Below are 20266 nucleotides of genomic sequence, written 5' to 3'. Positions count from 1 at the left end.
GAACGGGGGATCATGAGGCCGGCGATGCGAGGGCGGCTGCCGTTGCGGGGAGTGTTCCGGATCGGCGGGCTGGGGGACGTCTGGCACAAGAACGCGCTCAGCGCGGTCATCACCCTCGCCGTGCCGGACACGGTCCTGCTCCTGCTCGACCGCCTGGACCTGGCCGTCTACACCTCCGCCGGAGCCATGTGCGCCCTCTACGCGCACGGCCTGCCGTACCGGGTCAGGGCCCGGACCCTGCTCGGCGTCGCGACGGGCATGGTCGTCAGCGTGGGCGTCGCGCTCACCGCGGCCGGGCTCACCCGGTCGGCCCCCGCCCTGGTCCTGGTGGCGGCGCTGCTGGCCGCCGCGCACAAGGTGGCGTGCGACGCCGCCCGGATCGGCCCGCCGGGCAACCTGATCTTCACGTTCATGAGCGCGACCTGCGCGTTCCTGCCGCAGCGGCTCGGGGAGATCCCCCTTCACCTCGGGCTCGTCGCGGCCGCCGCGGCGCTCGCCTGGCTGGTCTGCATGGCTCCCGCGCTCGTACGGCCCGAAGGGCCCCAGCGCACGGCGGTGGCCCGCGCCCTGGAGGCCGCCGTGCGGCTCGCCCACGCGGAGGGGCCGGCGGTCGCCCGCGACCGGCATGACGCGGCGGCGGCGGTGAACGCGGCGTGGCACACGCTGCTCCCGTCACCCGAGGGGCCGGGCAGGCGCGCGCTCGAACGCCTCCTGGCCCGGGTGGAGGCGTCCCTGCCGGCCGTGTCCCGCGACGAGGCGGGCCTCTTCGCGAGCTGGGCCGCCGACGTGCGCCGCAACCGCCCGGTGCCCGAGGTGGGTCTCGGCGAGACGGGGGCCGCCGGGCTCGCGGGCATCGCGCTGGAACGGGCGGCGCCGGGCGGGCCCAGCCTGCTGCGCATGTTCCACCCCGCCTCCCCGCTGTTCCCGATCGGCGTGCGGGTCGCCGTCGGGTCCGCCCTCGCCGGGCTGGTCTCGCTGGCGGCGGGAGTCGGCCACCCCTACTGGGCGGTCGTCACGGCCGCGTCCGTCTTCCAGGCCAACGCCACGCTGTCGTGGCAACGGGCCCTGCAGCGCGCCCTCGGCAGCGTGGTCGGCCTGCTCGTCTTCACGGCGCTGCTGCCGATCGGCCGTACGGGCGCGCTCGCCCTGGTCCTGCTCACGCTGGCCCTCCAGTTCTGCACCGAGGCGCTGATGACCCGCAACTACTGGCTGGGCACGGTGTGCGTGACGCCGATGGCCCTCCTGCTCACCGAACTGCCCGGCTATCAGCCCGCGTGGCGGTTGATCAGCGACCGCTGGCTGGACACGGCCGTGGGCGTCGTGGCAGGCCTGCTCGGCTGCCTGCTGGTGACCAACCGCCGTAGCGCCGGGCGGATCGACGCGGCGCTGCGGCGCGTGGCCGGCGCCCAGGCGGCCGCCCGGCGTCTGCTGGCGCTCGGCACCCGTGAGCCGGGGGAGACCGCGCGGGTCCGCGGCCTGCTCGTCGACGCTCTGGTGGAGCTGCGCCGGGCCGCGGACGTGGCGGCAGGCGAGTGGTGGCAGCGCGCGCTGCCTGAGGAGCAGGTCGCCCGGGCCGAGCACGAGGGGCACCGCCTGCTGGCGAGGCTGGCCGCGCCGGCTCGGGATAGAGTCGGCTGCGAACGGACCCAGGGCTGAGGATCGGGGCGTGGAGGACATCGCCGACGAGGCGCCGGAGAGCGTCGCAGAGGACGTCGTCGCGCAGGTGATACGCCAGTGGCGGCGTGTCCACCCCGAGCTGGACACCGCGCCGATCGCCGTGATCGGCCGTCTCACCCGGTGCGTCCTGCTGCTTCAGCAGGCAGGCGACGCGCCCCTCCGGGAGTACGGGCTCACCCGGCCGGAGTTCGACGTCCTCGCCGCCCTGCGCCGGCTCGACCGGGAGCTCACCCCGGGCCGGATCGCCAGGGAGACCTTCGCCTCGGGAGCGGCCGTCACCAAGCGGCTGCGGGTCCTTGAGGAGCGTGGGCTGGTGAGCCGCCGACCCGGTGACCGCGACCGGCGGGTCTCCCACCTCGCGCTCACCGACGAGGGGCGCGTGCTCACCGACCTGCTCCTGCCGCGGCAGCTGCGTTACGAAAGCGATCTCCTGGCGGCCATGGGCGCCGACCGGCGGCGGGAGCTGGGGGACCTGCTCGGCGAGCTGCTCCTCCTGCTGGAAGGACGCCTCGGCACCCACCAGCTCTGACCCGCGAGCCGGCCCGATCCCGCACGGCGCACCGGGCCGATGCGGTCGAGACGGTTACCGCGGATCATTGGACCGGAGACGACAACCGAGCACGCCGATACGACCACGGTCAGATCCGGAAGTGTGGCCCCCGCTCCGACGACCCGGCGTGTGCGGCGGCGGCATCGTTGCCCCCATGAGTGCAACGACTCCGTCAATCACTGGTGCCAACCCTGTCTTTCCGGGACGCTGGGTGGGCGGCGCATCCCTTGTCGCCGGGCCTTTGCTGCTGCTCACCGGCGTACTGCTGCGCCTGCGTTTCGACTTCTTCTTCCCCGCGCAACTGAGCGCATACGCGCACCATCCTGACCTCATGACGGCCTCGTACAGCGTCGTCGCCGCCGGATGGGTGCTGCTGTGGCCGGGAGTCGCGCTCCTCGCCGCCAGGATCGGTGAGACATTCCGGGAACTGGCGGTGTGGGGCGGGGCCCTCACGATCCTCGGCCTGTTCGCCCGGGCGTTCCACGCCGGTGTGGACCATCTCGGCCTCCACCTGGTAACCGTCCATGGAGTGACGTCGGCGACACGAACGGTGAGCGAGACCTACGGAGCGTTCCATGTCTTCAGCACGTTGAACGCCGCGATCATGGGCGGCTGGGTTCTCCTGGCCGTCGGCGCCTACCGCTCGCGGGTGCTCGGACCGGTGCGGGCGACGGCGCTGGCCCTCGCGTCGGCGATGCCGTTGGGCGTGCTGAAGGGAACGACCCCCTGGTCGGTGGCCGCTGCCGCAGGGCTGTGCGTCGCGCTCGTCCCTCTGGGCGTTGCCGCGATGCGCACCGGGCCGGCACCGCGAACGGCCACGGTCGTCGGAAGGCTTGTCATGGTGGGCGTCGTGGGCACCGCGATGTTCCTCTTCGGGCAGGCCGGATGAGTGGCCATCGGTATCGTCGTGCGATGCACACAGCGCGGTGGCGTCTCCGGACAGGCCCGCATCTACTGATACTCGATGCCTGCGTGGCGGTCGTCGTGGCCGCCGCGTATGGGGCGCTGGCCGGCCAGGACGCGTCTGACGGCCTGCCCGGGTTCTCCGGCCCTTCCTGGATGGCGTGGCCGATCGCCGCCTGTGTCGGAGCGCCGCTGGCCGTTCGGCGTCTTTGGCCACTGCCCGCCCTCGCCGTGGTTGTCGGCGCATCGGCGGCGGCGACACTCCTCGACATCACCCGCGACCCCTACATCCCCGCGGCCCTGGCCGTCTACGCGGTGGCGCTCGCCGAGCCGACGCGCCGGGCCTCGGTGGCGCTGGCACTGACCCTCGCCGTCTCGGCAGCCGCGGTCGTCACCGGGGAGGCGGTCCTGACACCGTCCGGCCCCTGGCCTGAAGCCGCAGCGACGGCAGCGCTCGTGTGGCTTGTGGTCGGCGCCGCGTGGGCCGCGGGCCGCGTCGTGCGTGAACGGCGACGTCGAGCCGCCCGCAGGGACCGGCGCCTGGCCGAGCAGACGCTGGCCGAGGAACGCCTGCGCATCGCCAGAGAACTGCACGACATCGTCTCGCACAGCCTCAGCGTGATCGTCGTCAAGGCCGCGGTCGCCAACCACGTGGCCGAGGAACGCCCCCAGGAGACGCGCGACGCCCTCCAGGCGATCGAGCAGACCGGCCGGGAGGCGCTCACCGACATGCGGCGCGCCCTGGGAGTGTTGCGCGGCGACGCCGCCGGGCAACGCGCGCCAGACCTCGGCACGGCTCCCCCTCCCGGGCTGGACGACCTGCCGCCCCTCGTCCGGCGTGCCGAGCAGGCGGGAATTCGCACCGGGCTTCGCACCCGACTGGCCGCCCCTCTCCCCGCGGGCACGGCGCTGACCGTCTACCGGATCGTGCAGGAGGCGCTGACAAATGTGATCAAGCATGCGGGCGGTGGAACGCACTGCCAGGTGGCGATCACGGCCGACGCGCGCGGAGGCGTACATGTCGAGGTGGTGGACGACGGAGCCGGGAACGCGCCGGCGTCCGGCCGGGCGGGTCTCAGCGGCGGTCACGGTCTCGTGGGGATGCGCGAACGCGTGATGATGTACGGGGGGACGCTGGAGGCCGGGCCAAGGCCCGGCGGCGGGTTCGCCGTGTCGGCTCGTCTCCCGCCCGAACCCGCTCATGACACAGCCATCAGCCCGAAGGAGGCGACCGCGTGACCGATCCGATCCGGGTTCTCGTCGCCGATGATCAGCCTCTGCTCCGAGGCAGCTTCCGGGTGCTGATCGACACCGCCCCGGGGCTGACCGCGGTGGGCGAGGCCGGCACCGGCGCCGAAGCCGTCGAAAGCGCTCGTCGCCTACACCCGGACGTGGTGCTGATGGACATCAGGATGCCCGACATGGACGGCATCGAGGCGACACGGCGCATAGCCGGATCTCCCGCGACGGTCGCGACACGCGTCCTCATCCTCACCACCTTCGATCTCGACGAGTACGTGTACGGGGCCCTGCGGGCCGGCGCGGCCGGGTTCCTCCTCAAGGACACCTCCCCCGAGGTCCTGCTGACGGGCATCCGCACCGTCGCCGCCGGAGAGTCCCTCCTCGCGCCCTCGGTGACCCGGCGCCTGATCGCCGAGTTCGCTCGTCTTCCCTCTGCCCGCCATGCCCCGGTGCCCGCGCTGGACGCCCTCACGGCACGCGAGCGCGAGGTCCTGGTGCTCGTGGCACGCGGCCTGTCCAACGCCGACATCGCCGAGTACCTGCATCTCAGCCATGGCACCGTCAAGACGTACATCGGCCGGCTGCTGAGCAAGCTGCGGGCGCGTGATCGTGCCCAACTGGTGATCAGCGCCTACGAGTCCGGGCTCGTGAACGCCGCTCATCAATCGACCGACTCCTGAGCGAGGCCAGGGAACCACGGCCCGCATGCCGCCTACTCGGGCAAGCCGAGCAAGCGGCCCAGGCAGGTCATGTTGTGCTCGAACAGTTCGGTTCGGTGGCTGATCGTGTTGTTGAACTGGCCGAAGAGCTCGAAGCTGACCATCCCGAACAGGCCCGTCCACGCGGAGATCGCCCGTGTGACCACGTCGTCCGGCACGTCCGGCATCAGCGACCGTACGATCTCCGCGTCCTCGGCCAGGATCGCGGGCGGCGGCGGGCAGATCGGGGGAGGGACGAGCCTGCCCGAGCGGTGGGCGTCGGCGACGATCCGCCCGTACACCGCCGTGTCCCGCACCGCCGGTGCGATGGTGTCCTGCGGAGCGGCGTAGCCCGGCACGGGTGAGCCGTACAGCAGGGCGTACTCGTGCGGATGGGCCAGGGCCCACTCGCGTACGGCCCGGCAGACGGCGAGCCAGCGTCCGAAGAAGTCGTCGCGGGCGCATGCGGCGTCGGCGCGCTCGACGGCCTCTCCGAGGGCGTTGTATCCGTCGATGATCAACGCGGTCAGCAGGTCGTCGCGGCTGGGGAAGTAGCGATAGATCGCCGAGGAGACCATCCCCATCTCGCGGGCCACCGCCCGCAGGGACAGGCCCGTGGCCCCCTCCGTCGCCAGATGTCGCCGGGCGATGTCCGTGATTTCCCTGATCAGCTCCGCTCTCACCCGCTCCCGCGCGGTCCTGCTCGCATTCATGGGGTCAGGCTAACAGAGCACCTGAGCGATTAGAGAGCGCTGCTCTTGACGAAGGTCGCCCCAATGAGAGAGCATTGCTCTCGAAACGGAGCAATAAACGCAAGGAGTGGCGATGCTCACCGTGGCCAAGGGAATGATCCCCGCAGTGCAGTTCTTCCTGGAGCTGGGCGTGCTGATCTCGCTGGCCTACTGGGGGTTCACCCTGCAGGCGAACGTCCTGGTCAAGATCCTTCTGGGTCTCGGTGGGCCGGCCGTGTTCGCCACGCTCTGGGGATTGTTCATGGCGGGCGGCAAGGCGCCGCACCAGCTGCACGGGATCGCCCGGGCCGCCTTCGAGGTCGTGTGGTTCGGTGCGGGGGCGGCCGCGCTGGCGGCCTCCGGACTCGTCACCGCCGGTGTGGTGTTCGCGGTCGCGTACGTCGTGGACGGCGTGCTGCGGCTGCTGACGGATCAGGTCTGAAGGAGAAGTGATGGGCAGGCATGTGATCGTCGGAGCGGGACAGGTCGGCGGCGGGCTCGCCGACGCGCTGGCGGAGCGCGGGCACGAGGTGACCCTTGTCACCCGCTCGGGCTCGGGCCCCGAACACCCCGGGATTTCGCCGGTCGCCGCGGACGCGGCCGACGCCGCCGTGATGCGGCGGCTCACCGAGGGGGCCGACGCGCTCTACAACTGCGCCAACCCGCGCTACCACCGGTGGCCCCTGGACTGGCCGCCGATCGCGGCCTCGCTGCTGGCCGCCGCCGAGTCGTCCGGGGCCGTCCTGGTCACGCTGGGCAACCTGTACGGGTACGGCCCGGTGGACGGGCCGATGACCGAGGATCTGCCGCTCGCGGCGACGGGCACGAAGGGCTTGGTCAGGGCGCGGATGTGGGAGGAGATGCGGGCCGCACACGAGGCCGGCCGGGTGCGGGTCACCGAGGTGCGCGGCTCGGACTACTACGGGCCGCGGTCGTCCGACCAGTCCTACCTGGGGCCGCGGCTCCTAGAGCCTCTGCTCGCGGGCAGGCCCGCCACCGTCGTGAGCGACCCCGACATCCCGCACAGCTGGACGTACCTGCCCGACGTCGTGCGGGCGCTGGCGGCGGCCGCGGAGGAGGAGCGCGCCTGGGGCCGGCCCTGGCACGTCCCGACCGCGCCGCCCCTGACGATGCGGCGGTACGCCGAGATGGTGTGCGAGACCGCGGGCGTCCCGGCGCCGCGCCTGCGGCGGCTGCCGGCGTGGATGCTGAAGGCGGGGGGCCTCGTGTCGCCGTTCCTGCGCGAGCTGGGGGAGACCCGTTATCAGTTCGACCGGCCGTACGTGCTCGACTCCTCCGCCTCCCAGGCGGTCCTCGGGTTCGCGCCGACGCCGGTCGAGGACGGGGTGAAGGAGACGGTGGCGTGGTGGCGGGGGCGCTGAAAGGCGCCGGAATGACGGCGATAGTCTCCCCGGCATGAGAGTCGGGATCATCGGCCTGGGAGACATCGCGGAGAAGGCCTACCTGCCGGTGCTGGCGGCGATGCCGGGCATCGAGCCGCTGCTGTGCACCCGCGACCGGGCGGCGCTCGACCGGCTCGGCGACGCCTACCGGATCGGCGCGCGCTTCACCTCCGTGGACGGCCTCGCCGAGGCCGGGATCGACGCGGCCTTCGTGCACGCGGCCACCTCCGCGCACGTCCCGATCGTGACCACGCTGCTGGAGGCGGGCGTGCACGTCTACGTGGACAAGCCGCTCGCCTACGACGCCGCGGCCTCCGCCGGGCTCGTACGGCTGGCGCATGAGCGGAACAGGTCGCTGATGGTCGGGTTCAACCGCAGGCATGCCCCCGCGTACGCGGCCCTGCGCGACCTGCCGCGCGACGTGGTCGTGATGCAGAAGAACCGGCGTGACCTGCCCGGCGACCCGCGGACCGTGGTCTTCGACGACTTCATCCACGTGGCCGACACGCTGCGCTTCCTCGCCCCCGGTCCGGTCACCGACACCGCGATCAGGACCAGGGTGCGGGACGGCCTGCTCGAACACGTGGTGCTGACGCTCGGCGGCGACCACTTCACCGCCGTCGGCGTGATGAGCCGCACCAGCGGCGCGGCCGAGGAGATCTGCGAGGTCATGGGCGGCGGCGGGAAGCGGCGGGTGGTCAACCTCGGCGACGTGGTGGACCTCGGCGGGGACGAGGTCCTCACGAGACGCGGCGACTGGGTCCCGGCGACGCGGCAGCGCGGCATCGAGCAGATCTGCCGGGAGTTCCTCGCCGCGGTCCGGGAGGGGCGGATCCTCACGGCCGACGACGCCCTGACGACCCACGAGCTGTGCGAACAGATCGTGACGGCCGCGACGGCCTGACCGCCTCCCGGAAGCCGCATATTCCCGGGAGGCGGTCATCGTCGCCGTCTTCGCAAGCGGCGTCAGGGGTAGAGGCCCCGCATCCGGTGGGCCTCGGCCACCCGCCCCACCCCGATCGCGTGGGCGGCCTGGCGGAGCGTGAGGTCGCGCTCCGCGGCCAGGTCCGCGACCGCCCGGTAGGCGTTCTCCATCAGGTCGCGGAGCTTCACCTCGACCTCGCCGGCGCTCCAGGAGTACGCCTGGGTGTTCTGCACCCACTCCAGGTAGGACACGATCACCCCGCCGGCGTTGGCCAGGATGTCGGGGACCACGGTGGTCCCGTTGCCGGCCAGGATCAGGTCGGCCTCGGGCGTGGTGGGCCCGTTGGCGCCCTCCACGACCAGGCGGGCCCGTACGCGCGGCGCGTTGTCCGCCGTGATCACGCCTTCGAGCGCGGCAGGCACCAGCACGTCCACGTCGAGTTCGAGCAGCTCGTCGCGGGAGAGCGGGTCGGCGTCGCGGTAGCCGTGGACCGTCCCGGTCTCGGCCGCGTGGGCGCGCAGCGCGGCGACGTCGAGGCCGGAGGGCCGGACGACCGCGCCGCCCGCGTCGGAGACGGCCACGACACGGCAGCCGGCGTCGGCGAGATACTGGGCGGCGAGCGCGCCCACCTTGCCGAAGCCCTGCACCGCCACGGTCGTGCCCTCGGGGGAGTGCGCCCCCCTCGTCTGGGCCAGGGCCTGCAGCGCGGCGATCTGCACGCCGCGCGAGGTCGCGCCCGCGCGGCCCAGCGAGCCGCCGAGCGCCGTGGGCTTGCCGGTCACCACGCCAGGGACGGAGTAGCCCGCGTTCGCGCTGTAGGTGTCCATGATCCAGGCCATGGTCTGCTCGTCGGTGCCCACGTCGGGCGCGGGGATGTCCTTCTCCGGGCCGATGAGCGGCAGGATCTCGTTGACGTAGCGCCGTGTGACGCGCTCGAGCTCGCGGGTGGTCAGCGCGGCCGGGTCCACCGCGACGCCGCCCTTGGCGCCGCCGTACGGGATGCCGACGAGGGCGCACTTCCACGTCATCCACATGGCGAGGGCGGTGACCTCGGCGAGGTCGGTGGCGGGGTGGAAGCGGATGCCGCCCTTGGCGGGTCCGCGCGACAGGTTGTGCTGCACGCGGTGACCCTGCACCACCTCCAGGCGGCCGTCCTCGCGCCGTACGGGCACGGAGACCGTCAGCGAGCGGCGGGGCGTGGCGAGCATGTGGTGCATGCCGTCGTCGAGGCCGAGGAACCGGGACGCCTCGGCGAGCTGGAAGCGGGCGGCGGCGAGGGCGCGCTCACCCGCTGAGGGGGCATGGAGGCCGGGGATCGGAGACCGAACCCCCGACGCCGTTGTCGGGAAGTCCGTGATGGTCATTCTGTTGTTCTCCTGTCGGAAGGGTGGCCGTCCCCCGGCCCCCGTGTGCCGTCGTCGTTGACGGCAGCGGAAGGCGGACCGGGAGGAGCGACATCTGGATCAAACCGTGCGCCGGGTGGTCGCGATATAGGCCAATACGGAGATCGCCGGGCGGGATTTCGCCGTTCCGGCGCATAGGCCGGCGCACGCACCGTGAACGGCGGCGGACGGACGAGCACAAGTCGCGCTTTGCCATCCTTTTGCAGTAGACAGGGTTTGTGCCGGAACTTGTGCTGGGCCCGCTGCTGCGCCACGTGGACGCGGCCGCCGCGACCGTCTGGGTGGAGACCTCCGAGCCCTGCACGGTCCGTGTGCGGGCCGGCGACGCCTGCTCCGAGGAGCGCACCTTCACCGTGCACGGCCACCACTACGCCCTGCTCGACGTCGGCATCGAGGGCCCGGCGGCCTACGAGGTGGAGCTCGACGACCGGCGGGTGTGGCCGGAAGAGGGCCTGCCGCCCAGCGTGATCCGCCCGCTGACCCGCCTCGACCGGCTGATCTTCGGTTCCTGCCGGACGAGCGTGCCGCACGAGGAGCCGTATGTGCGCACGCACGGCCCGGACGTCCTGCGGGCGTACGGCCTGCGCCTGATGGAGTCGCCGGACGAGCGGCCCGACCTGATCCTGCTGCTCGGCGACCAGGTGTACGCCGACGAGCTCACCCCGGACATGAAGGAGTTCATCGCCGGGCGCAGGGACGAAGGCCCCGAGGAGGTCGTCGATTTCGAGGAGTACGCCGAGCTGTACCGGCAGGCGTGGTCCGACCCTCCGGTCCGCTGGCTGTTGGCCACGGTCCCCACCTTGATGATCTTCGACGACCACGACGTCAGGGACGACTGGAACACCTCGAACGTCTGGCGTCAGCAGATGGCCGAGGTGCCCTGGTGGGAGCGGCGCATCGTCTCGGCGCTCGGCTCGTACTACGTCTACCAGCACCTGGGAAACCTGCCCCCGGCCGAGCGGGAGGCCGATCCCGTGCTCGCCGCGCTGCGGGCGGGCGGCGGCGACGAGGCGCTCGACGCCTTCGCCCGGCGGGCCGACAAGGAGCCCGACTCGGTGCGCTGGAGCTACCACAGGGACCTGGGCGGCAGCCGGCTGATCGTGCTGGACAGCCGCAGCGCCCGGGTGCTGGAGCCGGGACGCCGGCGGATGCTCGACCCCGGGGAGTGGGACTGGTTCGACAAGCACGCCACCGGCGACTTCGACCACCTGCTCGTCGGGTCCTCGCTGCCGATCCTGCTGCCCGCCGGGATCCACCACGTCGAGAGCTGGAACGAGGCGGTCTGCGACGGTATCTGGGGCCGCCGGGCGGCGCGGTGGGGCGAGCGGGTGCGGCAGTTTCTCGACCTGGAGCACTGGGGGGCCTTCCGCAGGTCGTTCGAGGAACTCGCGCAGGTGGTGCTGGAGGTTGCCTCGGGCGGCCGTGGCAGGCCGCCCGCGACCGTCCTGCTGCTGTCGGGCGACGTCCACTACTCCTACATGGCGTCCGTACGGCGCCGGGGCGGCGGGCGCGTCCACCAGATCGTCTGCTCGCCGATCCGCAACCCGCTGAGCCGCACGCTGCGCTTCGCGAACATCGTGGCGTCGTTCGGGCTGGCGGGCGTGCTCGGCGGGGTGCTGGCCAGGACCGGGGGCCTTCCCCGGCCGCCGTTGCGGTGGCGCATCAGCAAGGGACCCTGGTTCCCCAACATGATGACCGCCATCGACCTGGCGCCCGGGGAGGCCACGGTGACGTGGTTCACCGATACCGGCGATCAGGACACGGTGCGGATCAGGCCCGAGCCTCCCGCAGCACCGCGCTGAGCTGGTCCGCCGCCCAGGCCAGATCGTCCCGGGAGACGACGAGGGGCGGCGCGAGGCGGATCGTCGAGCCGTGCGTGTCCTTGACGAGCACGCCGCGGCGCATGAGCGCCTCGCTGATCTGCCGTCCGGTGCCGAGCGAGGGGTCGATGTCGATGCCCGCCCACAGCCCGCGCCCGCGCACCGCCACCACCCCGGGGCCGAGATCCGCCAGGCGCGCGTGCAGGAACGCACCGAGCTCGCGCGCCCTGGCCTGGTACTCGCCGGTCCGCAGCAGCCCGATCACCGCGTCGCCGACGGCGCACGCCAGCGGGTTGCCGCCGAAGGTGGAGCCGTGCTGGCCGGGCCCGATCACGCCCATGACGTCGGCGTTCGCGACGACCGCGGAGACCGGGACCACGCCGCCGCCGAGGGCCTTGCCCAGGACGTACAGGTCGGGGACGACGCGCTCGTGGTCGCAGGCGAACGTGTCGCCGGTGCGGCCGAGGCCCGACTGGATCTCGTCGGCCACGAACAGCACGTTGTTGTCGGTGCAGATCTCCCGGACCGCGGCCAGGTAGCCGTCCGGCGGGACCAGCACGCCGGCCTCGCCCTGGATGGGCTCAAGCAGCACGGCCACCGTGTTCTCGTCGATCGCCTCCCTGACCGCCTCGGCGGAGCCGTACTTGACGATCCGGAAGCCGGGGGAGAAGGGGCCGAAGCCGTCCCGCGACTCGGGGTCGGTGGAGAAGCCCACGATGGTCGTGGTGCGGCCGTGGAAGTTGTCCTCCATCACGACGATGTTGGCCTGGTCGGGGGCGACGCCCTTGACCTCGTAACCCCACTTGCGGGCGACCTTGACGGCGGTCTCGACGGCCTCCGCGCCGGTGTTCATCGGCAGGACCATGTCCTTGCCGCACAGCTCGGAAAGGCCGGTCACGAACGCGGCGAACCGGTCGTGGTAGAACGCCCGGCTGGTCAGCGTCAGCCGGTCGAGCTGCTCGCGGGCCGCCGCGAGGATCGTGGGATTGCCGTGGCCGAAGTTCAGCGAGGAGTAGCCGGCCAGGCAGTCGAGATACCGCTTGCCCTCCACGTCGGTGACCCAGGCGCCCTCGGCCGAGCTGATCACGACGGGCAGCGGGTGGTAGTTGTGCGCGCTGTGGCTCTCGCTGAGCCGGATCAGTTCCTCGCTGTTCATCGAATCTCCCTGTTCGGCCGGATCTCGAGGGTGCAGCACTTGGGCCCGCCGCCGGCCTTGCGCAGCTCGCTGAGGTCCACCGGGACGACCTCGAAGCCACGGCGCTTGAGTTCCAGGACCAGCCCGGTCGCCTCGGCGTTGACGACGACGTTGCGGCCGTCGCTCACCGCGTTGAGGCCCAGCACCTCCGCGTCCGCGGACGTGGCGATCACGGCGTCGGGGAACAGCCGCCGCAGCACCTTCCTGCTGCCCTCGCTGAACGCCTCCGGATAGTACGCCACGTTGTGGCCGTCCAGCGGAAACAGAGCGGTGTCGAGGTGGTAGTACCTCGGGTCGACCAGGCGCAGCGTGACGACCGGCCGGCCGAGGAACTCCTGGGCCTCCATGTGCGCCGCCACGTCGGTGCGGAAGCCCGTCCCGGCCAGGATCATCTCGTCGAGCGTCAGGTAGTCGCCCTCGCCCTCGTTGGTGAAGGACGCCTCCAGTGTCTCGTATCCCCGTTCGACGAACCACCGCAGGTAGGCGGGGCCCTCGGCGGCGCGTTCCGGGTGGGCGAACCTGGCCCCGTAGACCCGTCCGTCCACGACGAGCGCGCCGTTCGCGGCGAACACCATGTCCGGCAGGCCCTCGATCGGGTCGATCAGGCTCACGGTGTGGCCCAGGCTCTCGTACGCCTGCCGGAGGCTCTCCCACTGCCGCAGCGCCCTGGTCGTGTCGGCGCCCTTCTCGGGATGCATCCACGGGTTGATGGAATACGAGACCGTGAAGAACTCGGGCCGGCACATCAGGAAATGCCGGGCCGTGCCCGTACGACCACTTTCCGTGGTCTCGGTGGCTGGCGCGAGTGTCATCGTCGACTCCAAGCGGGAAACCGGGTGAACGGGACTTCAGCGTAGGAATCGGAAGGCGACAATCCAATGCGCCCGCGTTGCGATCACGTGTGGATCGGTTGCGTCCTTCACCCGTTTTCCAGCGATCCGTTAATCAGCCGCGACAGCACGATCGAGCTCTTGGTGCGGACCACGAACGGCTCGGCCGCCAGGCGTTCGATCACCCGCTCGACGTGCCGCACGTCGGTCGCGCGGATGTGCAGCAGCGCGTCGGCCTCGCCGGTGACCGTGCAGGCCGAGACGACCTCCGGGTGCCGGGACACGGCCATGCCGATCTCCGCGGGTGAGGTCTTGCCCCGGCAGTACAGCTCGACGTACGCCTCGGTGGTCCAGCCGAGGGCCGACGGCTCCACCCGGGCGCTGAAGCCGGTGATCGCGCCGCTGGCGATGAGCCGGTCGACCCGCCTCTTCACGGCCGGAGCCGACAGCCCGACTTGAGCGCCTATCTCGGCGTACGTCGCCCGGGCGTCCTCGACGAGGGCCCGGATAATGGCGCGATCAAGCTCGTCCAACCTCACATGGATCTGTATACAGCCGCCGGGCCCGGCATGCCCCCGCGCGGGGCATGCGGCCGCGCCGCGCCACGCAGCACAGGGCGCGGGCCCCCTCACCGGGCCCGCGCCCTGTTTCCGGCGGCGGCGGGTCGTCAGGCCGCCGCCTCGCAGATCAGCTCGGCCGCCCTGGCCAGCAGATCCGTGTAGACGGTCGGGTCGTCGGCCTCGATGACCGGGAAGCCCACCCCGAAGTCGCCGTTGACCCACCGCGCCCGCACGCCGGGATTGGCGACGTCGGTTCCGTCGTACAGGAACACGTGGGGGCTGCAGGTGACCCGGCCGTGCCTGGCCGTCTCGAACTGATCCATCACCGCCCGCCTGGCGCGGCCGTCGTCGAGCGCCTCGGCCAGCACCTCGACGTCGACCGCCCCGGTGGAGGCCGCGACGTCGAGGATCTCGTGCCGCAGCGAGATGCACCGGCCCTCGGCCCAGAAGGCCCGGCGCAACGCCAGGTCGAGCTGTTCCGAGGCGTGCAGGCTCTGCGCCTTGGCCGCCTGCACGGCCTCCAGCGGCGGCAGCATCGTGACCGGGTAGGTCCAGTCGGGCCCCTGCCACAGCCGCCAGCCGGCGCCGGGGTCGAGCGCGCCCACCACCGACACCTCCGAGTCCACCCCCGGGCGCTCGTTCACGGTCCGGTTGAACAGCTCGAGCGGGAAGCAGCGGTGGTCGAACCACAGCCGTCCCTCCAGGCCGAGCCGCCGCCGCGCCTCGTGCAGGCGGTGAACGGCCAGGTGGGCGAAGGAGCAGTTGAGGTCGGAGAAGACGACGATCGTGTCGGGCGACTCGGGCAGCCGCGGGTCTCTTGTCACCTCGGATCACCTCCGGTCGGTACGGCCGTCCGCTCGGGGAAAAGCAGGCACAGCGCGGCGTAGAGCAGCGCCGCCGTGCAGAACGGCACCAGGCAGCTCAGGTCCACCCCGCCCGCCAGGCCGGCGAGCGGGCCGGTGTAGATCGTGTTGTCCACGAACAGCAGTCCCAGGACCACCGCGGGGACGAACGCCCCCAGGGCCCGGAGGTTGAACCCCCCGGTGAACCAGTAACGGCCACGGTGGCCGGGCCGGGCGAAGCCGTACAGGTCGTCGGGGTCGTACCGGCCCCGCCGCAGGGCGAACCCGACCAGCATGATCGCGCTCCACGGCGAGACGAGAACGAGCAGGATCAGCACGAAGGTCGAGATCGACTCGACGGCGTCGAAGACGATCGCTCCGACGTAGAGCGTGGCGACGCCGAGCACCCACATCAGCCACGTCGCCGCGGCACGGGAATCTCCGACGCGGCGCAGCCGCCACAGGATCGAGTTGGCCGAAAGGCCCGCCGCGTACAGGCACAGCGCCGCCTGCGGCAGCGTGCCGGCGAAACCGAACGCGATCACCACGACGGCGAACCAGCGGGGGACCACGTCGGCCACGCCGAGGATCCAGGGCGCGGACCCGTCCTTCAGCATGGTGGTGACGTAGGCGCCGCCGATGAGCGCGAGCGCGTTGCTCACGTACATCGCCGCGCCGTTGTACGCGACCGCGGCCCGGTCGCGGGTCCGCGGCGACAGGTAGCGGCTGTAGTCGCCCTGGAACGTCGAGTACGACACGGGCAGCGTGGCGCTGAAGGACACGGCCAGCAGCCAGGTCCGCCAGAAGTCGCCCAGCGCGTACGGCCCGCCCGCGTGCCCCGGGTCGAAACGGGGCAGCAGCACCACGACCAGCGCCAGCAGCACCAGCCCGCCGATCACCGTCATGGCCTTGTACGTGGCCAGCAGCGCGCCGTATCCGTACACGGCGACCACCACGACGGCCAGCGCCATCAGCGGCATCGTGACGGCGAGGCCGGCCGGGCCGGCAGGGGTGCCGAGCACCCGCTGTCCGGCCGCGAGGATCGCCGTGGCGCCCGTCCAGACCGCGATCGAGAAGAACCCGATCGCGACCACGATCGTGATGACGTTGGCGACGACCCGGCCGCGCACGCCGAAGTGGGCGCCGCTGGACACCGGGTCGTTCGCGCCGGTGCGCTTGCCGAACAGCACAAGCGGTGCGAACACCGCCGTGCCGATCAGCAGCCCCACCAGGATCGCCGTGACGGAGGCCGTCCAGCTCAGGCCGAAGCTCACCGGCACCGAGCCGAGCACCACCGTGCCGAACGAGAACTGGGCCGAGTGCCAGATCCACAGGAACTCGCGGGGCGAGGCGGTGCGCTCGCCGTCCGGGATCCGGTCGACGCCGTGCGCCTCCACCCGGGTGCTCTGCCCGGTGCTCTGCCCGGTGACCTGGGCGGGCAGCTCGCGGGTGGTCACGGAGCACCCGCCTCGGGCCGGACGGCCTCGGCGTACGCCGCCGCCTCCTCCGCCGACCGAGGAGACGCGGCGTCCTCGGGCAGCAGCGTCACGCGCAGCGACCCACACGGAGGGCCGGCCACCTGCCGCCCGGTGAGCAGGTCGAACGTCGAGTGGTGCAGCGGGCAGGTGATCCGCAGCGTCCGGCTGTTGAGGTAGCCGTAGCGCAGCCGTCCCCTGCGGTGGGGGCACTCCGCCTGGGTCAGCACCCGCCTGCCCGCCGCCTCGATGAGCAGGAGGTCGGGCGCTATCTGGCGCAGCGAGACGCCCTGCCCCGCGTTGCCGGTCATGCGGGCACCTTCCTCGCCCTGTCCACCGCCGCCTCCGTGGCCTCCGCGATGACGGCGCTGGTCAGCGTGACGCCGGCCCACACCTTCGCCAGGTCGACCTCGCGGTGCTCGCCCAGCGCCCGGATCGCGGTCTGCATCTGCTTGGAGTGGAAGCTGTCGATGTACAGATGTTCTGTGTAATACCTGTCGTTGCGGATGCCGAGCCGTTTCGCCGCGGCCGCGAAGGGCTTGAAGGCGTACAGCACGCTGGCCTCGAAGTACGCGTACGCGCCGAGGAAGTACTCCGGCGCCGGCGCCCGGTCGGCCAGCCAGTGGAACAGGTTGACGTACGCGAAGCTGGCGTCCCCGGCCCGGTCCACGTAGTGCTCCAGGTCGGTGGGCATGCCCAGCTCGGTCACCAGATCGCGGTAGAGCCGTGAGTGCTCCATGTCGTCGTTGCCGCAGCCGAACTCGTCGATGAGCACGCGCAGCACGGCCATGCGCGACTTCGACGGCAGGCGGCGCAGGATCCCGATGTGGGACTGCGACTCCACCAGGCCGTCGACGGCGAACTCCGCGACCACCGTCTTGAACTGGTCGAGGGTGGCCTCCTCGGCGAGGAAGCGCTCGTCGCCGGAGGGGTTGGCCTGCTCCTTGGCCAGCAGGTCGTGGAGCGCGTCGATCAACTCGATGCGGAACCCGAAGCGAGGAGCGCGCTCCTCGTGCTCGGCGGCCAGTGGCACCACCCAGTCGCGCTCGATCTCCCACAGCTCGGCGTACCGCTCCGGCGTGAGGACCGAGCGGTTGCAGATGTAGAGCCGCTTCTGGGCGGAGTCGCCGGACCGGATCTGCGTCATCCCCGTCCCTCCGCTTCCCCGGCCACCGCGGCGCTGTCGATGACCCCGCGCCGGTGCAGCTCCTTCTTCAGGTGCCGGTACCAGTCGTCGCTGAACAGGCCGTACCGCTCGCACGTCGCGTCGATCCGCCGCTGCCGCTCCGCGGTCGGCCGGGCCAGCATCGCGTTGGCGAGGCCGGGCTCCAGGTTGGCCAGGGGGCCGATGAACCCGGCGACCCCGCCGGGCCCCGTCACCTCGTGCAGGAGGTTCTCCCAGCCCTCGAACACCGGGATCCCGGGGACCGCGGCGACGAGCTTCCTGGTGAACTCGGCCGACCCGCTGGACTCCTTGACGCCGACGACGTCGGGCAGGGCGCAGACGCGCACCAGGGTGTCCAGTTCGATCTGGTTGCCCGACAGCGCCTTCTCGTTGTAGACGAACAGCGGGACCGGCACGGCCTCCCGGATCGCCCGGTAGTGCTCGTAGATCTCCTCCTGCGTCAGGTCGGGCGAGAAGGGGGTGGTGACGGCGATGGCCGCCACGCCGAGCGCCTGGGCCTCCTTCGCCCTGGTGATCACCTCATCGGTGGTCGGCGACTGGACGCCGGCCAGGACGGGCAGCCCGTCCGCGTGGCGGACGGCGCAGGCGACGACGTCGTGCCACTGCCGATCCGACAGCTTCCATCCCTCGCCGGTGGACAGCGCGGGCATCAGCCCGGTGACCTCGCTCCGGAGGGAGTCGATGAGCCGCCGTACGCTCGGCTCGGACACCTCGCCCGACTCGGTCAGGGGCGTGACCATGGGGACGATCGTCCCCGAGTGCTTCGCGTGCTTCGCTGGGTACACGGGTCACCTCACAGGTCGTCGACGTCGACTCGCAGGGCCAGGGAGCGCTCGTAGAGCCGCTCCAGTGGCGCCGGGAACACCGGTTCCTCATCGGCCGGTTTCGCCGGCTCCACGGGCCGGACCGGGAGGTCGGGGCGCAGGCTCAGCCGGGGGCTGGCCGTCACCACGACCGTGTCGCGGCGCATCGCCATCGCCACGAGCAGCCGCTCGTGGAGGGGGAGGTCGGTCAGGGCCTTGGCCTCGAGGGCGAGGCGCAGGTCCTGCTCGTCGTAGCCGATGCGGTCGATGGCCATGTCGGTGTGCAGGTTGTCCATGAACGGGTAGTACTCGTCCTGCGTCTCGCGGGGGTACCGCCAGACCAGGTCGTCGCACCGCCCGACGTGCTCCAGGCTCATCAGGACCCGGTCGCCGGCCAGGTGCTCGGTGAAGAAGCGCTTGCACCCCAGCCGGACCTCGTCGTCGCGGCTGTGCATGCCCATGAACAGGGCGGCGTCGAGGAAGGGCTCACCGCTCATAGCCGAGCAGCACCTCACGCATCCGGTGCATGGCGCAGGCGAAGGTGCCGGGCCGGCGGGCGAGGGCGACGCGGATGTAGCGCTCGCCCTTCGCGGGGTCGTTCCAATAGAAGTACGTGCCGGGCAGGACGTAGATCTCGTCCTCCAGCAGCCGCTGCTGCAGCGCGCTCGCGGTGAGGTCCTCCGGCTTGATGCGGAACCACGCGACGCTCGTGTTCACCACGGGCTCGACGTACTCGAGGATCGTGCCCTCGACGGCCTTGACGGCCATCGCCCGGTTGTCGGTGATGACGTCGCGCACCGAGGCGAAGTTGTCCTCGATGGAGTCCTCGACGTACTGGGTGAGGAAGTTGAGGACGAACGGCGAGACGTTCAGCAGGACGGCCGTCTGGATGTTGTAGACGTCCTCCTTGATGTCGTCGCTGACCGTCAGCATCGCGCACTTGGCGTCCTGCACCGGCCAGGTCTTGCCGGTGTCCTCCAGCGCCATGTACGAGACGCCCGACTCCTCCAGCAGCTTGTAGATGTCGATGCGCCCGATCCTCTCGTCGCACAGCGCGAACGACGCGAAGCACAGGTCGAGCATCAGCAGCTTGCCGTGGTCCTTGCAGTAGCGGATGACCTCGCGGAATCCGTCCATCCCGTACTGGAGGAGGCTGAATCCGGTCGGATTGTTGGGGTCGACCAGATAGAGCGCGTCTGTTTCCAGCGTGCTCAGGTTCGCGTAAATGCTGGCCGGATCGGCGAGCGACTCCTCCGGTAGCGCGGTGAGTTCGACCCGCATGTGCTTGAGCAGGTCGACGAGATTGTCGAAGCACGGCTCGATGAGGCCGACCGACATGTTCCGCTGCATCAGGTACATGGCGGCGACCATTGTGGAGACGCTGGCCGAATACGACAGCCACGTTTTGCCGGCGGCCGCCGCGGTGGGCTGCCTGTGCAGCCGGAAGAAGGCGTCGATGAATCGCTGCTCGAAATACGCCTGCTGGTTTTCCTCGGCCTCGTACCACAGGTCGGGGAGGCGGGAGACGATCTTGTCCTGGCCGGCGGACTGACGCTGGTGGGTGTGCGCGTCGGCGAGGTTCCACCGGGTCTTCAGGGCCTGAATCTCGTGCTGGGTGAGGTCGACGAACGCGGTCACGTCCGGCGTCCCCGACGCGCTGAGCGGTGTCTCTTCGTTTTGCGTACCGACATTGTTCATGGCAGATCCCTTCACTGGTGCGGAACATGGAGTAGCGCAAGAGTGGTGCGGGAAGACATGCGTCGGAGGCGGCGGCTTCGCCGCGAGCTCCTTCTTACGGAGAAGCGGGGAGGAACGTCACTCCCGTTTTTGCCCGTGCCGGGCATCGCGATAGAAAGGTACGTCCCACTTACGGCGGAGTCAACGGGTGAGACGGGAAATGCTTCTTTCCGGATTTCCACAATGGTCCGGGTTTCGCGTCACCGGATGCTTACTCTGGGTAATCCAAATTCGCGTCGATTAACTCAGGAATGGGGGTCGTCCATAAAGAATCGGCGCGCGTCGA

General features: G+C 71.3%; 21 protein-coding genes. 9 read left to right on the top strand and 12 right to left on the bottom strand.

The features are described 5' to 3' along the window. The first annotated feature begins 24 nt into the window (after positions 1-24). From IL992_RS12575 to IL992_RS12555, 5 genes are all read left to right on the top strand, one after another. Positions 25-1656 carry an FUSC family protein gene (locus IL992_RS12575; protein WP_226872847.1) on the top strand — a complete coding sequence of 544 codons (1632 nt, stop codon included), beginning with the start codon at positions 25-27 and terminating at the stop codon, positions 1654-1656. Positions 1657-1666: 10 nt separating this feature from the next. Further along, on the top strand, positions 1667-2206 hold the full coding sequence (locus IL992_RS12570) for a MarR family winged helix-turn-helix transcriptional regulator (RefSeq protein WP_193203529.1): 540 nt from the start codon (positions 1667-1669) through the stop codon (positions 2204-2206). A gap of 232 nt (positions 2207-2438) precedes the next feature. Next, positions 2439-3116, top strand: a complete 678-nt coding sequence (locus IL992_RS12565) for a hypothetical protein (RefSeq protein ID WP_319018511.1) — start codon at positions 2439-2441, stop codon at positions 3114-3116. Continuing rightward, complete coding sequence (locus IL992_RS12560) at positions 3113-4369, top strand: sensor histidine kinase (RefSeq protein ID WP_449843667.1); 1257 nt, start codon at positions 3113-3115, stop codon at positions 4367-4369. The genes IL992_RS12565 and IL992_RS12560 overlap by 4 nt, the downstream gene beginning before the upstream one ends. Next, positions 4366-5052 carry a response regulator gene (locus IL992_RS12555; RefSeq protein ID WP_193203526.1) on the top strand — a complete coding sequence of 229 codons (687 nt, stop codon included), beginning with the start codon at positions 4366-4368 and terminating at the stop codon, positions 5050-5052. The genes IL992_RS12560 and IL992_RS12555 overlap by 4 nt, the downstream gene beginning before the upstream one ends. A 32-nt stretch (positions 5053-5084) precedes the next feature. Here IL992_RS12555 and IL992_RS12550 read toward each other — a convergent pair whose 3' ends face one another. Further along, positions 5085-5783, bottom strand: coding sequence for a TetR/AcrR family transcriptional regulator (locus IL992_RS12550; protein WP_193203525.1), 699 nt, complete (start codon positions 5781-5783; stop codon positions 5085-5087). A gap of 112 nt (positions 5784-5895) precedes the next feature. On the opposite strand from IL992_RS12550, the gene IL992_RS12545 reads away from it, so the two are divergent. Genes IL992_RS12545 through IL992_RS12535 form a run of 3 tightly spaced genes read left to right on the top strand, consistent with a single transcriptional unit; the run spans position 5896 to position 8108 of the window. Then, complete coding sequence (locus IL992_RS12545) at positions 5896-6243, top strand: YrdB family protein (protein WP_193203524.1); 348 nt, start codon at positions 5896-5898, stop codon at positions 6241-6243. A gap of 10 nt (positions 6244-6253) precedes the next feature. Then, positions 6254-7183 carry an NAD-dependent epimerase/dehydratase family protein gene (locus tag IL992_RS12540; RefSeq protein ID WP_193203523.1) on the top strand — a complete coding sequence of 310 codons (930 nt, stop codon included), beginning with the start codon at positions 6254-6256 and terminating at the stop codon, positions 7181-7183. A 34-nt stretch (positions 7184-7217) separates the two neighbouring features. Next, positions 7218-8108: a Gfo/Idh/MocA family protein gene (locus tag IL992_RS12535; RefSeq protein WP_193203522.1), complete on the top strand. Its 891-nt coding sequence runs from the start codon at positions 7218-7220 to the stop codon at positions 8106-8108. Between the two features lie 62 nt (positions 8109-8170). Here IL992_RS12535 and IL992_RS12530 read toward each other — a convergent pair whose 3' ends face one another. Beyond that, entirely contained in the window at positions 8171-9493 is a 1323-nt protein-coding gene (locus IL992_RS12530) for a Glu/Leu/Phe/Val family dehydrogenase (RefSeq protein WP_193203521.1), read from the bottom strand. Positions 9494-9750: 257 nt separating this feature from the next. Here IL992_RS12530 and IL992_RS12525 point away from each other — a divergent pair, with 257 nt between their 5' ends. Further along, entirely contained in the window at positions 9751-11334 is a 1584-nt protein-coding gene (locus tag IL992_RS12525; RefSeq protein WP_193203520.1) for an alkaline phosphatase D family protein, read from the top strand. On the opposite strand, the gene rocD is transcribed toward IL992_RS12525, so the two are convergent. The 10 genes from rocD to IL992_RS12475 all read right to left on the bottom strand — a co-directional run bounded on the left by rocD (position 11303) and on the right by IL992_RS12475 (position 19941). Then, the gene (gene rocD / locus IL992_RS12520; RefSeq protein WP_193203519.1) at positions 11303-12508 is read right to left on the bottom strand and encodes an ornithine--oxo-acid transaminase; all 1206 of its coding nucleotides are present in this window, start codon (positions 12506-12508) and stop codon (positions 11303-11305) included. The two genes, IL992_RS12525 and rocD, sit on opposite strands and share 32 nt — an antisense overlap. Further along, positions 12505-13359, bottom strand: a complete 855-nt coding sequence (ddaH, locus tag IL992_RS12515) for a dimethylargininase (RefSeq protein ID WP_193203518.1) — start codon at positions 13357-13359, stop codon at positions 12505-12507. Before ddaH ends, rocD begins: the two co-directional genes overlap by 4 nt. Positions 13360-13466: 107 nt before the next feature. Continuing rightward, entirely contained in the window at positions 13467-13916 is a 450-nt protein-coding gene (locus IL992_RS12510) for an Lrp/AsnC family transcriptional regulator (RefSeq protein ID WP_193203517.1), read from the bottom strand. Between the two features lie 128 nt (positions 13917-14044). Continuing rightward, positions 14045-14761: a DsbA family oxidoreductase gene (locus IL992_RS12505; RefSeq protein WP_193203516.1), complete on the bottom strand. Its 717-nt coding sequence runs from the start codon at positions 14759-14761 to the stop codon at positions 14045-14047. Beyond that, positions 14758-16236, bottom strand: coding sequence for a purine-cytosine permease family protein (locus IL992_RS12500; RefSeq protein WP_319018509.1), 1479 nt, complete (start codon positions 16234-16236; stop codon positions 14758-14760). The genes IL992_RS12505 and IL992_RS12500 overlap by 4 nt, the downstream gene beginning before the upstream one ends. After that, positions 16233-16565 carry a Rieske (2Fe-2S) protein gene (locus IL992_RS12495; protein WP_193203515.1) on the bottom strand — a complete coding sequence of 111 codons (333 nt, stop codon included), beginning with the start codon at positions 16563-16565 and terminating at the stop codon, positions 16233-16235. Before IL992_RS12495 ends, IL992_RS12500 begins: the two co-directional genes overlap by 4 nt. After that, positions 16562-17401: an iron-containing redox enzyme family protein gene (locus IL992_RS12490; protein ID WP_193203514.1), complete on the bottom strand. Its 840-nt coding sequence runs from the start codon at positions 17399-17401 to the stop codon at positions 16562-16564. Before IL992_RS12490 ends, IL992_RS12495 begins: the two co-directional genes overlap by 4 nt. After that, positions 17398-18225, bottom strand: coding sequence for a dihydrodipicolinate synthase family protein (locus IL992_RS12485; protein WP_319018508.1), 828 nt, complete (start codon positions 18223-18225; stop codon positions 17398-17400). The genes IL992_RS12490 and IL992_RS12485 overlap by 4 nt, the downstream gene beginning before the upstream one ends. Positions 18226-18233: 8 nt before the next feature. Then, positions 18234-18740, bottom strand: coding sequence for a DUF6190 family protein (locus IL992_RS12480; RefSeq protein ID WP_193203512.1), 507 nt, complete (start codon positions 18738-18740; stop codon positions 18234-18236). Continuing rightward, positions 18730-19941, bottom strand: a complete 1212-nt coding sequence (locus IL992_RS12475) for an aminotransferase class I/II-fold pyridoxal phosphate-dependent enzyme (RefSeq protein WP_226872846.1) — start codon at positions 19939-19941, stop codon at positions 18730-18732. Before IL992_RS12475 ends, IL992_RS12480 begins: the two co-directional genes overlap by 11 nt. Positions 19942-20266: the final 325 nt, after the last annotated feature.

Source organism: Microbispora sitophila (assembly GCF_014892245.1).
GTDB classification, from domain to species: domain Bacteria; phylum Actinomycetota; class Actinomycetes; order Streptosporangiales; family Streptosporangiaceae; genus Microbispora; species Microbispora siamensis.
The sequence above is the reverse complement of the archived record's forward strand: the minus strand, read 5'-3'. Positions and strand labels throughout refer to the sequence as shown.

Excerpts from the sequence above, each read along its gene's own strand:
- IL992_RS12475 (WP_226872846.1), bottom strand. The coding sequence starts at position 19,941 with ATGAACAATGTCGGTACGCAAAACGAAGAGACACCGCTCAGCGCGTCG.
- IL992_RS12490 (WP_193203514.1), bottom strand. The coding sequence starts at position 17,401 with ATGACGCAGATCCGGTCCGGCGACTCCGCCCAGAAGCGGCTCTACATC.
- IL992_RS12535 (WP_193203522.1), top strand. The coding sequence starts at position 7,218 with ATGAGAGTCGGGATCATCGGCCTGGGAGACATCGCGGAGAAGGCCTAC.
- IL992_RS12530 (WP_193203521.1), bottom strand. The coding sequence starts at position 9,493 with ATGACCATCACGGACTTCCCGACAACGGCGTCGGGGGTTCGGTCTCCG.
- IL992_RS12575 (WP_226872847.1), top strand. The coding sequence starts at position 25 with ATGCGAGGGCGGCTGCCGTTGCGGGGAGTGTTCCGGATCGGCGGGCTG.
- IL992_RS12495 (WP_193203515.1), bottom strand. The coding sequence starts at position 16,565 with ATGACCGGCAACGCGGGGCAGGGCGTCTCGCTGCGCCAGATAGCGCCC.
- IL992_RS12540 (WP_193203523.1), top strand. The coding sequence starts at position 6,254 with ATGGGCAGGCATGTGATCGTCGGAGCGGGACAGGTCGGCGGCGGGCTC.
- rocD (WP_193203519.1), bottom strand. The coding sequence starts at position 12,508 with ATGAACAGCGAGGAACTGATCCGGCTCAGCGAGAGCCACAGCGCGCAC.
- ddaH (WP_193203518.1), bottom strand. The coding sequence starts at position 13,359 with ATGACACTCGCGCCAGCCACCGAGACCACGGAAAGTGGTCGTACGGGC.
- IL992_RS12545 (WP_193203524.1), top strand. The coding sequence starts at position 5,896 with ATGCTCACCGTGGCCAAGGGAATGATCCCCGCAGTGCAGTTCTTCCTG.
- IL992_RS12560 (WP_449843667.1), top strand. The coding sequence starts at position 3,113 with ATGAGTGGCCATCGGTATCGTCGTGCGATGCACACAGCGCGGTGGCGT.
- IL992_RS12480 (WP_193203512.1), bottom strand. The coding sequence starts at position 18,740 with ATGAGCGGTGAGCCCTTCCTCGACGCCGCCCTGTTCATGGGCATGCAC.
- IL992_RS12550 (WP_193203525.1), bottom strand. The coding sequence starts at position 5,783 with ATGAATGCGAGCAGGACCGCGCGGGAGCGGGTGAGAGCGGAGCTGATC.